Source organism: Chitinophaga alhagiae, assembly GCF_003568665.1.
GTDB classification, from domain to species: domain Bacteria; phylum Bacteroidota; class Bacteroidia; order Chitinophagales; family Chitinophagaceae; genus Chitinophaga; species Chitinophaga alhagiae.
This window is the reverse complement of record NZ_QXMH01000001.1, coordinates 2341858-2353264: the sequence shown is the minus strand read 5'-3', so window position 1 is coordinate 2353264 and position 11407 is coordinate 2341858. Positions and strand designations below refer to the sequence as shown.

Below are 11407 nucleotides of genomic sequence, written 5' to 3'. Positions count from 1 at the left end.
AAGATAACATGAACGGGGCTGGCAACACGGTCCCGTTCATATCTCCAGCTGGCGGGGCCTCTTGCGCGTTGCCGCCCTGCAGATGGCTATCCACGCCGCTAGGAGCGAACACGAAAATATTATAACTTGCCTCACATGAAAAACATCACATTCGCACTACTGTTTTGCCTTCTTGGCTCCGTTGCCGCCCTTGCGCAGGACAACGGCCTGAAGGTGATGACCTTCAATATCCGTTACAACACCCCGCGAGACAGCGCCAATGCCTGGCCCAACCGGATAGAGAAAGTAGCTTCCCAGATACTGTTTTACCACCCGCAGGTAGTGGGTGTACAGGAAGCCCTTTCCGGCCAGATGGATGACCTGGCGCAGCGCCTGGCCGGGTATAAATTCATTGGCTCAGGCCGGGATGACGGCGCTAAAAAAGGGGAGTTTTCCGCCATTTTCTACGATGCCGAACGGCTTATATTACTTGACCAACGCACCTTCTGGCTGAGTGAAACGCCGGAAACAGTAGGCAGCAAAGGCTGGGACGCCAACCTGCCCCGCATTGTGACCTATGGCCGCTTCCGGGATAAAAAAACGAAGAAGGAATTTTATCACTTCAATACCCATTTTGACCACATCGGTAAAGTGGCCCGCCGCGAAAGCGCCCGCCTGCTGCTGAAAAAAGTGAACGAAATAGCCGGCAAAACGCCTGCGGTGATCACAGGAGATTTCAATGCCACACCCGGAGACGAGCCCATACAGGTGATCGTTAACCCGCAAGACCCGCAGCGCCTTACAGATGCCAAAGGCATCAGTAAAACGCCGCATTACGGGCCTACCGGTACCTTTAACGGCTTCCGGGCGCATGAAACAGGTACGGAGCCCATCGACTATATTTTCCTGAAAGGCAAATGGGGCGTGGCCAAACATGCCACTATTTCAGAAAGCTGGAAAGGGCTGTTTGCGTCAGACCACTTTGCGGTACTGGCGGAGCTGAGCTATCCATGAGTAAAGAGAAATTGTTATAACAAAACAGGGGTGCGCCGGTTAAAGCGCACCCCTGTTTTTGTGACGATGCTGCAGCTTGTTTGCTTTCTGTACCCTGGCTGCGCAGTGCGGTATTAGATAACCGGGCAGCATGGCTGCTCTTCGTGTTAACACATTTTTGCCGCACCCCTGCCGGCAGAGCCGGCTACTTCTCCTCCTTCGCAATGCGCGCGGGCGCGTCTTCCCCGCCTACAATGCTTCTGGCGCTCAGGGCAATGGCCTCAATAATGTCTGCAATGTTTTTCATGTCAAGGCTTTCCACCTCATCGTTCACGCTGTGGTAGAGCGTGTCTTTATCTATCTGCGTGGTGGAAATGGTATGGGCCGGTACGCCCAAACGGGCCAGGGTAGCATTATCTGACCGGTAAAACAGCCGCTGCTCCGGGTAAGGGTCAGGGTGGAAACGGAAGCTGCTGCTTTCCAGGTTCTTTTGGAGGATGGCGCCAAAATCAGACCGTTCGTAGCCGGTAATGAACGCACTGTTGCGGCCGAATTTCGATTCTTTGCCTATCATTTCTATGTTGAACATGGCAACGATCTTTTCCGGGGCCAGCTGCTGCGAAAAGTAGCGGGAGCCGAAGCCGCCAATTTCTTCTCCCGTAAAGGCGGCAAAAATGATGCTCCGGGCAGGAGGGTGCTGTTTAAAATAATTAGCCAGCAATATTACCGCGGTAATGCCGGAAGCATCATCGTCCGCGCCATTGGCAATGCTGTCTTCCGCCTCCGGTTGCTGAATACCGATGTGGTCGTAATGCCCTGAAAAGATCACGTACTCCTCCGGCCGGCTGCTGCCCGGTATCATACCCACCACATTGTGCAGGAACCTGGCCCCTTCTTCCTGCAAGGCCGAATCCAGCGGGCGTATGCGGCGGCCCACGGTGGCAAAGGCCTGCCGGTAATCTGCCAGGCCGGGCAGAGGCGCCAGGCCGGCTTTCTTAAACTCGTCTTCAATAAACAGCGATGCCTTTTCAATACCGGCCGAGTAAGTAGCACGGCCCTCCATGCTGTCTGCCGCCAGCACATGAATAATGCGGCTGACCTCCTCCTCGCTGATGGCCTGGGCCCTTACCGGTTGCCAGGCTGCCAGCAGCAGGCAGCACGCGCTCAATGCGTATAATTTCATATTCACAAAGATTTGGTTAAAAATAATACATTTGAAGTTGAAAGGAGCGCCCATGTCTAATTCACACATAAGACCAGATGAGCACCGGCTGAGTGCTGCGGAAAAGGAGTTTGAGAACAGCATCCGGCCAAAGGAGATCGTGGACTTCTCGGGCCAGGAGCAGATCATAGAGAACCTGAAGATCTTTATAAAGGCCGCCAAGCTGCGTGGTGAAGCGCTGGACCATATTCTTTTCCACGGCCCTCCCGGCCTTGGGAAGACCACGCTGTCCCGCATTGTGGCCAATGAGCTGGGGGTGAACATCCGTGAAACCTCCGGCCCGGTAATAGAAAAGCCCGGAGACCTGGCGGGCCTGCTCACCAACCTGGAAGAAAAGGACGTGCTGTTCGTAGATGAAATTCACCGGTTGAGCACGGTAGTGGAGGAATACCTGTATTCCGCCATGGAAGACTACCGGATAGACATTATGATAGACACCGGCCCCAGCGCGCGCTCCGTGCAGATCAACCTGCACCCTTTTACGCTGATAGGGGCCACCACCCGCTCCGGCCTGCTCACCGCCCCCCTGCTCAGCCGTTTCGGCATCAAGTCCCGGCTGGAATACTACACCGCTACCACCCTGCAGAAAATTCTCTGGCGGGCCGCGGGCCTGCTGGGCACCAAGATCACGTCAGACGCCGCCATGGAAATTGCCCGCCGCTCCCGCGGCACCCCGCGTATTGCCAACGGCCTGCTGCGGCGGGTGCGTGACTTTGCGCAGGTAATAGGCAACGGCGTGATAGACATGGGGATTGCGCAGCACAGCCTGCGCGCCCTGAGCGTAGACGAGTACGGCCTGGACGAAATGGATAACCGCATTCTCAACGTGATCATAGAAAACTTCAAAGGCGGCCCCGTAGGCATTACCACCATTGCCACCGCCGTGGGTGAAGAGCCGGGCACGCTGGAAGAAGTGTATGAGCCTTTCCTGATACAGGAAGGTTTCATCAAACGCACGCCCCGCGGGCGCGAGGTAACAGAGAAGGCCTACACCCACCTGGGTAAAACACCGAACAAGGGCGGGCAGCTGCTGTTCTGATGGCCATATTACAGTGAAATACAGCTACACATCAGTGGCCTCTGCAAATGGACATACCACCGCTTTGGACATATAAAAACGGGCGCGGCCCAAACTATTTAGCTCTGCAAAAAGCAAGCGGGCGCAACCCATGGTTGCGCCCGCTTTTTTATATGACAGCCTGTTTATCTACTCTTTCACCACCAGCCTGAACCCGTTGCCGTGAATGTTCACGATCTCAATGTTCGGGTCGTCTTTCAGGTACTTGCGCAGTTTGGCAATATACACGTCCATGCTGCGGCCGTTAAAATACGTATCGCTGCCCCAGATCTTTTTCAGCGCCACTTCCCTGGGCAGCAGGTCGTTTTTATGCTCGCAGAGCATATGCAGCAGCTCGTTCTCCTTGGGAGACAGTGTATGCGTGGCCTCGCCGCCCTTGGTGAGCGTACGCAGGCGGGAGTTGAAGGCGTATTGCCCTACCTGGAACTCGAACTGTTCTTCTTCCTTGCTGTTCAGCTCCTGGTTGCGTTTCAGGATGGCCTTTATTTTCAGGAGCAGCAGCTCGCTGTCAAAAGGTTTGGAAATATAATCGTCCGCCCCCAGTTTGTACCCCTGAATGATGTCTTCTTTCATGGTTTTGGCGGAGAGAAAGAACAGCGGGATGTCCGGGTCAACATCCCGGATCTCTTCTGCCAGCTTAAAACCGTCCATATTGGGCATCATGATGTCCAGCAGGCAAATGTCGAATTTGTCACGGCGAAAGGCGGCCAGCGCCAGAATGCCGTCCCGGCAAAGTTCTACGTCATAATCATTCAGCTCCAGGTAATTCTTCAGCACCATGCCGAGGTTGGTGTCATCTTCCGCCAGCAATATTTTAGGTTTGCGTTCTTCCATATCCAGTTAGTTTTAAGCTGTAACAAATATACTTATCTTTTTTTCACCAGCGAGGCGAGGGGGTGCCGGAGATTGGCATATTTGATCATATCCACCTTGATGCTGCCAACGGAAATGGGGCTGTCTATCCGCAGGGGTATCTTGTTCCCGTCATCGCTTACCCACACCGTCATCTGCTCCCCGCCCTGGAAAATGGTGCCCTTGATGAGCAGGGGCTTGAATTTGATGGCGCGGAACGTGCCGTAACGGGTATCCACGTTTTCCTTCCCTATGTAGCGGATGTAGATGTCATACACCTCATCGTCCAGGAACATGCTGAACGGGATCTTGTCTCCCGGCTTGTATTTGGAAAAATCTATGTTGCGTGCGTAATAAATGGAGCTGATCACGTCCTGTATGCAGCCGGGCACCTTGAACGTGCCGTTGGTGCTGGTGGCCTGGTCTGTTTCCCGGTTGAAGCCCACATTGTTGTAGATCTTGTACCCGCCCTCGTTCACATTGCGGATAAAGCGGATGGGGAGCATGGAGGCCGTGTCTATGTAGCTTTCATATCTGTCCCGCACTTTGAAGAACCAGTCGTACGTACGGTACGTACGCCCTTCCCCCACCACATGATAAGCATCTTTACCGCTGTATTTTTCCAGCTTGCAGTTAAAGGTGGCTTCCCCTGCGCCTACGTACATACTGCCAAGGTTATAGAACACTTTCAGGGTAAGGGACTCGCCGGCCCTGAAGCTGGTGTTGGAGATGCCGCAGAACTCATCCTGGGCAAAAGACCTACCGGCTATGGTTAACCCGCAAAGTAACAGTAAAAAATACTTCATCTGATCTGTCGCTATTTATCCTTGAATATTTTTACGCCCAGCAGCAGCAGCGCGCCCATAACGGCCGGCAACACGAGGTTGATCAGCCATATGGCCACTGTGGCCGCCAGAATACCTGCCGCGTTTGTACTCAACAGGCCCAGGAAATGCATGCTAACACTGCCGCGAAGCCCGATTTCCGCAATAGCGATGGTGGGCAGCACGGCCATTACGAGGTAGATCACGTTGATCATAAAAAACCCCTGCCACCACACAAAAGACACGCCCAACGCATATAATAAAATCAAATACTGTGCCGAGAACACCAGGTACCTGACAGCGCTGAGCAGCAGCAGCTTCTCCAGTTCGCGGGGAGAATAACGGGCAATGATCTGGATGAACACCTTCACTTTCCGCAACCAGGGTATCCGTTCAAACAGGTCTACAATGATCTTTAAACGAAAATAAAGTATGAAGCCCAGGGTACACACCACCAGCAGAAAAGCTAACAATAATTTCTCCCTGACGGCCGGCTCAAAATACCCGCCCCTGGTCATTTCGTACTGATTAATATAATAAATAAAGCCAATCAGACCAAAAACGACGGTAATAATGAGCTGGGAGAAGCTGCCTACAATAGTGGCGGCAATGGCTTTGAGCTTGTTTTTGTTGCGCAGGTACAGGATGCGGCCGCCATATTCGCCGATACGGTTGGGGGTATTGACGGAGAGGGACACGCCGCTGAGTATGGCCCCGAATGCGCGCCTGAAGGGCACTTCTTCCAGCGGCCGCACCAGCAGTTGCCATTTCCGCGCCTCCAGGCCCCAGTTAATGAACATCATGACCACTACCACCACCATCAGCAGCCACCCGCTTTCCATCACCGTTGTTCTCATGTGCTCCCAGGCGGCAGGCAGGTTTTGCTGGTGCTGTACCTGCCGGTAGATCATGAAGGTTAACCATACACTCAGGCCGCCGCCCAGCACATAATTGAGGATTATTTTGGTACTTTTGTTCAGTTGTTCAGATTTTGGCAAAAATAGTCTCCGCTTGGCAAACAATACAAAAATAATTCTTGGCATAGACCCGGGTACCATCATTATGGGTTACGGATTGATAGCAGTGAGCGGCCGGCAGGCTGCCATTATAGAAATGGACGTGCTCAAGATGAACCCTAAAAAAGACCATTACGAGCGGCTGCAGATGATCCACCACCGTATGAACGAGCTGATCCGTCAACACAAACCCGTTTGCTGCGCCATTGAGGCGCCTTTCTTCGGCAAAAACGTGCAGAGCATGCTGAAGCTGGGGCGGGCGCAGGGCGTGGCCATTGCCACCGCCATGCAGGCGGGGGTGAGCGTGGCGGAATATTCCCCCAAAAAAGTAAAACAGGCCATTACCGGCAACGGTAATGCCAATAAGGAGCAGGTTTGGCAAATGCTGCAGCGCATTCTCAGCTTTACGGAGCAACCCGAGTACCTGGACGCCACAGATGCCCTGGCCGTGGCCGTCTGCCATCACTTCCAGGAAAGCAATCCGCTTGCAATGGCCGGTAAGTCAAAAGGCTGGGAAAAATTTCTCCAGCAACACCCCGAGCGGGTTTGCAAGCCGTGATCTCATTTGAACAAATAGAACCTTGCGGCTGTTTGTTAATTGAGAAAATGTACTTATTTTGAACTAAAATATGGCTGGACCGCTTATTTGAACCGAAAAGCGCACAAATACAATTGTTACTTTAATGGATTTTTATACCTTTTATCACCCCTAATTTTTTCGTAGATGGATACGAAGGCTAGAATATTACTAGTGGAGGATGATTATAACCTGGGTGCTATAACCAAGAAGCGTTTGGAAGAATCTGGATACGAGGTGACGCATTGCTCCGATGGGGACATTGCCTGGAAAACATTTCAAAAAAGCCTGTACGATATTTGCCTGCTGGACGTGGTAATGCCAAAGAAGAACGGCTTTGAGCTGGCCAAACAGATCCGGCAGCGCAATGACCTGATCCCTATATTGTTCCTTACTTCCAAATCCCAGGACGAAGACAAGATCAGCGGGTTTAAACACGGCGCTGACGACTATGTGACCAAACCCTTCAGCATGCAGGAACTGCTGCTGCGCATAGAGGTCTTCCTGAAACGTACCCGCCCCCTGAACGCAGACAAGCGCACCACCTTTACCGTTGGGAAAACCACCTTTGACTACGGGGAACTGAAGTTGCTGGACAAGTCCGGCAAGGTGAAGGCCAGCCTCACGCAGAAAGAGGCGGACCTGCTGAAGTTCTTTTGTGAAAATGCCAACAAAACCCTGAAGCGGGAAGAGATCCTGTACCATGTATGGGGTAAGGACGATTACTTCCTGGGCCGCAGCATGGACGTTTTTATCACCAAAATACGCAAACACTTCCTGGACGATAAAGACGTGAAGCTGGAAACCCTCCACGGCATTGGCTTCAAATTTTATGTTCCAACCTTATAAACCGGCTGTGATCTTTTCCTGTACCGCTTTGAACTCTTCCGGAGACAGCTTGAGCTTCTGACGTGTAAAATTCAGGTCATCCGCAGAATTGATGGGAATGAGGTGCATATGCGCATGCGGCACTTCCAGCCCCACTACGCTCATGCCCACGCGGTTGCAGGGCACCGCCGCCTCTATGGCGCGGGCAATGGGCTTGGCAAACAGCAGCCACTCCGCCAGCAGCTCGTCATCCACATCAAAGAACTTGTCTGTTTCCACCTTGGGTATGATGAGCGTATGCCCCTTTACCAACGGAAAAATGTCAAGGAAAGCATAAAAATGCCCGTTCTCTGCAATTTTATAACTGGGGATCTCTCCTTTGATGATCTTTGAGAAAATGGTCATAACGCAAAATAATTAAGCCTTTGCTAAGCTACGGCAAAGGGATGGAAAGAAAAAGGTCTTGCCGGAGCAAAGACCTTTTGTGATCACTATTACAACTATTTACAGACCGCTTACACGGTAATGTGCTCGATCTTGAATTTCAGGCTGCCGTTAGGAGCGTTCACCAGCGCCTCCTCTCCTACTTTTTTGCCCAGCAGGCCTTTGCCAATGGGAGAAGTAACGGAAATTTTGCCCAGCTTCAGATCTGCCTCCTTTTCGGATACCAGCTGGTAGGTCATGGTTTTTTTATTGGCCAGGTTGGTGATGGTCACCTTGCACAGCACAGATACTTTGGACGTGTCTATGGAATCCGCTTCCACTACCCTTGCATTGGCAATAACGTTTTCCAGTGCGGCAATCTTGGCCTCATGCAGGCCTTGCGCTTCCTTGGCGGCATCGTACTCCGCGTTCTCCTTCAGATCTCCTTTCTCACGGGCCTCCGAAATGGCTCTCGCTATTTCGGCCCTGCCCTTTGTTTTGAGTTGCGTAAGTTCCTCCCTCATTTGATCAAGGGTTTCCTTGGTTACATAATTTACGCCAGACATAACCTTAATGATTTAGTATAAAGAAAAAAAATTAACGCCTCCGCTTGCGCAGAGACGTCATTAAGTGTGATGATTGCAAATATAACAAAAATAAAATGCGGAGGGTACACCTATTCACATATAAAAAACGCTAATATCGCAATATTTTCACCTGTTTAAATTCCCAGCTTTTTCAGTACTGCCTGGGGCATTTTGATGCTGGCCTCGTGGGAGTAGCCGGCAATATGCGGGGTCAGCACTACCCGCGGGTGCTGCAGCAAAAACTGCAATTGTTCTTTTTCCAGGGTGCTGAACGTGTCCAGCTTTTCATTCTCCAGCACGTCCAGGCAGGCGCCGGCAAGGATGCCGCCTTCCAGGGCGCTGATCACGTCTGCCGTGCTCACTATCTTTCCGCGGGAGGTATTGATGATAATAACGGGTTTGGAGAAACGGGCAAAGAACGCCGCGTTGCCCAGGTACCGGGTTTCTTCGGTAAGGGGCAGGTGCAGGCTCACTACGTCCGCCTCGCGGTAAATGGTATCCATGTCTGTTTCTTCCACGTATTCGTTGCCGTAGCCGCTCTTGTACTTGTCATACGCCAGTATGCGCACGTCAAAGCCCCGCAGCTTGCGGGCAAAGCTGCTGCCGGTGTGGCCGTAGCCTATAATGGCAACGGTTTTGCCGCCCAGCTCCCAGGCCCGGTTGCCGTCCCGCTCCCAGATGAACTGCCGCAGCTCCAGGTTGCTTTTCAGCAGGTTGTGCATCAGCATGAGGAGCATGCCGGTGGCCTGCTCCCCTACAGTATCCATATTCCCCTCGGGGCTGCTGGCGCATTGAATGCCCCGGCTTTGGGCATAGGCCACATCTATCAGCTCCATACCGGAGCCAAGGCGGCCTATCCATTCCAGCTGGGGGGCCGCGTCAATAATGCCTTTGTCTACTTTTATACGGGTGGTAACTATCAGGCCCTTGCAGTCTGGAATGGCCTGCAGCACGCCATTATAGGTAATGGAAGGTTCGTATTGTACCGCGTATCCTTTTGCTTCCAGCTGATTGATCAGGTATTCGTGTACTTTGGCGGTGATTAAAACTTTCTGGCTCATAACATATGTTCGGAAAGGGTTACAAAGTCTGCCACGGTAAGCTCCTCCGCCCTTTTGGTAAATATTGGTTCCTGTAAAAATGTTTTGTCAAAAAATGCTTTCAGCGGGTTGCGCAGCTGTTTCCTGCGCTGGCCAAAGGCCGTTTTCACCAGCAGGGTGAACTTTTTCTCGCTCTTTACGGCCAGCGGCGCCTCCAGCCGCGTAAGCCGGATCACCGCAGATTTCACTTTGGGCGGCGGGTTAAAGCATTGCTCACTCACTTCAAACAGGTACTCCACCTTGTAAAACCGCTGCAGCAGCACGCTCAGGATACCATAATCCTTGTTGCCATGCCCCGCGGCAATACGCTGCGCCACTTCTTTCTGGAACATGCCCACCACCGCAGGCACCTGCTCCCGCCAATCCAGCACGCGGAACATGATCTGCGTGGAAATGTTGTAAGGGAAGTTGCCGATAATGGAAAACTGGCCGCTGAAAGGCGGCTGCATGTCCAGGAAGCTCTCGTTGATGAGCTTTCCGCGAATGGCGGGGTAGGTTTGCTGCAGGTATCCCACCTTCTCCGCATCCAGCTCTACCGCCCTGAACGTAATACCGGGCAGCTCCAGCAGGTATTTGGTGATAGCGCCGCCACCCGGGCCTACTTCCAGCAGTTGCAAGCCCTCCTCCACAGGCATGGCCTCCACTATTTGCCGGCACATGTTCTCATCTTTCAGGAAATGCTGGCCGAGTGACTTTTTAAGCGTATACATGGAACAGTTTGAGGGGCAAAATTAAGGAATAGTCTCCAGTTTGCCCCGCGGGGCCCGCAATCTGTCAACAATTACACGTATATTTGTCAGGTCATTTTTTATCCACAAAGCGCATGAGTACAGCCACTGCACATACACACCGCCCCGTGATAGGGATTTCGGTGGGAGACCTCAACAGTATCGGAACGGAAGTTATTATCAAGACTTTTGCTGACAACCGCATGCTGGAACTCTGTACCCCGGTTATTTTCGCGTCTAACAAAACCGTTAACTTCTACCGGAAACTGCTCAGCGAAAACAACTTCAACTACCAGAGCATAAAAGATTTCAGCAGGCTCAACCCCAAGCAGGTGAGCGTTTTCAACTGCTGGGAAGAAGAAGTGCAGATCACCCCCGGCATCCTGAACGATACCGGCGGCAAATACGCCGCCCGTTCGCTGGCCGTGGCCATTGAATGCCTGAAAGACAAACAGGTGGAAGGCCTGGTGACCGCGCCCATCCATAAAAAGAACATACAAAGCCCGGATTTCAATTTTACCGGCCATACGCCCTACCTGCAAAATGCTTTCCAGAGCAAAGACGTGCTGATGTTCATGACGGCAGACAACATGCGGGTGGGCCTGCTTACAGAACATATACCGGTGGCGGAAGTGGCCAAATACGTAACAAAAGAGAACATCCTCAGCAAGCTGTTCCTGATGAGAGACAGCCTGGTGAAGGATTTTGGCATAGACAAGCCCCGCATTGCCGTGCTAGGCCTCAACCCCCATGCGGGAGACGAGGGGCTGATAGGCGATGAAGAGATCAAACATATTTCCCCGGCCATTAAAGAGGCCAAACACCGGAACATACTGGCCTTTGGCCCATACAGCGCAGACGCCTTCTTTGCCCGTGAAATGCACCTGAAGTTTGACGGCGTGCTGGCCATGTATCATGACCAGGGGCTGATCCCCTTCAAATCACTGGCACAGGGCGAAGGGGTGAACTTCACCGCCGGCCTGCCTATTGTACGCACTTCGCCAGACCATGGCACCGCCTTTGACATTGCCGGCAAAAACATCGCGGACGAATCGTCTTTCCGCCAGGCGGTATTTACCTGCATAGATATTATTGCCAAACGCAGAACATACGCTGAAAACACACAGAACCCGCTCAAGAAAACGGAGATCGCTTCCGAGAGAGGCGCTGTATAGCGCGTTAAAAAGAAATAGATGGCGG

General features: G+C 52.4%; 13 protein-coding genes. 5 read left to right on the top strand and 8 right to left on the bottom strand.

What is annotated here, in order from left to right; all coding sequences use genetic code 11:
- Positions 1-135 precede the first annotated feature (135 nt).
- Positions 136-993, top strand: a complete 858-nt coding sequence (locus D3A97_RS09635; RefSeq protein WP_119078143.1) for an endonuclease/exonuclease/phosphatase family protein — start codon at positions 136-138, stop codon at positions 991-993.
- A gap of 184 nt (positions 994-1177) precedes the next feature.
- Here D3A97_RS09635 and D3A97_RS09630 read toward each other — a convergent pair whose 3' ends face one another.
- Positions 1178-2155 carry a M20/M25/M40 family metallo-hydrolase gene (locus D3A97_RS09630; RefSeq protein ID WP_119078509.1) on the bottom strand — a complete coding sequence of 326 codons (978 nt, stop codon included), beginning with the start codon at positions 2153-2155 and terminating at the stop codon, positions 1178-1180.
- Between the two features lie 31 nt (positions 2156-2186).
- On the opposite strand from D3A97_RS09630, the gene ruvB reads away from it, so the two are divergent.
- A complete protein-coding gene (gene ruvB, locus D3A97_RS09625; protein WP_279627849.1) occupies positions 2187-3233 on the top strand; it encodes a Holliday junction branch migration DNA helicase RuvB in 1047 nt (348 codons plus the stop codon).
- A 168-nt stretch (positions 3234-3401) separates the two neighbouring features.
- Here the strand turns inward: ruvB and D3A97_RS09620 are convergent, their stop codons facing one another.
- The 3 genes from D3A97_RS09620 to D3A97_RS09610 are packed head-to-tail and all read right to left on the bottom strand — an operon-like array spanning position 3402 to position 5946.
- Positions 3402-4106 (bottom strand): response regulator transcription factor, encoded by a 705-nt coding sequence (locus D3A97_RS09620; RefSeq protein WP_119078141.1) that lies wholly within the window; start codon positions 4104-4106, stop codon positions 3402-3404.
- Positions 4107-4138: 32 nt separating this feature from the next.
- Entirely contained in the window at positions 4139-4930 is a 792-nt protein-coding gene (locus D3A97_RS09615; RefSeq protein WP_119078140.1) for a DUF3108 domain-containing protein, read from the bottom strand.
- Positions 4931-4941: 11 nt separating this feature from the next.
- Positions 4942-5946, bottom strand: a complete 1005-nt coding sequence (locus tag D3A97_RS09610; RefSeq protein WP_157986451.1) for a lysylphosphatidylglycerol synthase transmembrane domain-containing protein — start codon at positions 5944-5946, stop codon at positions 4942-4944.
- Between the two features lie 13 nt (positions 5947-5959).
- Here D3A97_RS09610 and ruvC point away from each other — a divergent pair, with 13 nt between their 5' ends.
- Together ruvC and D3A97_RS09600 are read left to right on the top strand one after the other, a co-directional pair.
- Positions 5960-6523: a crossover junction endodeoxyribonuclease RuvC gene (ruvC, locus tag D3A97_RS09605; RefSeq protein WP_119078138.1), complete on the top strand. Its 564-nt coding sequence runs from the start codon at positions 5960-5962 to the stop codon at positions 6521-6523.
- 165 nt (positions 6524-6688) lie between these two features.
- Positions 6689-7390, top strand: a complete 702-nt coding sequence (locus D3A97_RS09600; RefSeq protein ID WP_119078137.1) for a response regulator transcription factor — start codon at positions 6689-6691, stop codon at positions 7388-7390.
- Here the strand turns inward: D3A97_RS09600 and D3A97_RS09595 are convergent.
- The 4 genes from D3A97_RS09595 to rsmA form a co-directional block, all read right to left on the bottom strand.
- Positions 7385-7774 carry an HIT family protein gene (locus D3A97_RS09595; protein ID WP_119078136.1) on the bottom strand — a complete coding sequence of 130 codons (390 nt, stop codon included), beginning with the start codon at positions 7772-7774 and terminating at the stop codon, positions 7385-7387. The genes D3A97_RS09600 and D3A97_RS09595 overlap by 6 nt on opposite strands.
- Before the next feature lie 110 nt (positions 7775-7884).
- Complete coding sequence (gene greA / locus D3A97_RS09590; protein ID WP_119078135.1) at positions 7885-8358, bottom strand: transcription elongation factor GreA; 474 nt, start codon at positions 8356-8358, stop codon at positions 7885-7887.
- 155 nt (positions 8359-8513) lie between these two features.
- Positions 8514-9440, bottom strand: a complete 927-nt coding sequence (locus D3A97_RS09585; RefSeq protein ID WP_119078134.1) for an NAD(P)-dependent oxidoreductase — start codon at positions 9438-9440, stop codon at positions 8514-8516.
- On the bottom strand, positions 9437-10189 hold the full coding sequence (rsmA, locus tag D3A97_RS09580; protein ID WP_119078133.1) for a 16S rRNA (adenine(1518)-N(6)/adenine(1519)-N(6))-dimethyltransferase RsmA: 753 nt from the start codon (positions 10187-10189) through the stop codon (positions 9437-9439). The genes D3A97_RS09585 and rsmA overlap by 4 nt, the downstream gene beginning before the upstream one ends.
- A gap of 113 nt (positions 10190-10302) precedes the next feature.
- On the opposite strand from rsmA, the gene pdxA reads away from it, so the two are divergent.
- Entirely contained in the window at positions 10303-11382 is a 1080-nt protein-coding gene (gene pdxA / locus D3A97_RS09575) for a 4-hydroxythreonine-4-phosphate dehydrogenase PdxA (protein ID WP_119078132.1), read from the top strand.
- Positions 11383-11407: the final 25 nt, after the last annotated feature.

Bases quoted from the DNA above. Each gene is read 5' to 3' on its own strand.
- D3A97_RS09635 (WP_119078143.1), top strand. From the start codon at position 136: ATGAAAAACATCACATTCGCACTACTGTTTTGCCTTCTTGGCTCCGTT.
- D3A97_RS09630 (WP_119078509.1), bottom strand. From the start codon at position 2,155: ATGAAATTATACGCATTGAGCGCGTGCTGCCTGCTGCTGGCAGCCTGG.
- D3A97_RS09620 (WP_119078141.1), bottom strand. From the start codon at position 4,106: ATGGAAGAACGCAAACCTAAAATATTGCTGGCGGAAGATGACACCAAC.
- D3A97_RS09615 (WP_119078140.1), bottom strand. From the start codon at position 4,930: ATGAAGTATTTTTTACTGTTACTTTGCGGGTTAACCATAGCCGGTAGG.
- D3A97_RS09600 (WP_119078137.1), top strand. From the start codon at position 6,689: ATGGATACGAAGGCTAGAATATTACTAGTGGAGGATGATTATAACCTG.
- D3A97_RS09595 (WP_119078136.1), bottom strand. From the start codon at position 7,774: ATGACCATTTTCTCAAAGATCATCAAAGGAGAGATCCCCAGTTATAAA.
- greA (WP_119078135.1), bottom strand. From the start codon at position 8,358: ATGTCTGGCGTAAATTATGTAACCAAGGAAACCCTTGATCAAATGAGG.
- D3A97_RS09585 (WP_119078134.1), bottom strand. From the start codon at position 9,440: ATGAGCCAGAAAGTTTTAATCACCGCCAAAGTACACGAATACCTGATC.
- rsmA (WP_119078133.1), bottom strand. From the start codon at position 10,189: ATGTATACGCTTAAAAAGTCACTCGGCCAGCATTTCCTGAAAGATGAG.
- pdxA (WP_119078132.1), top strand. From the start codon at position 10,303: ATGAGTACAGCCACTGCACATACACACCGCCCCGTGATAGGGATTTCG.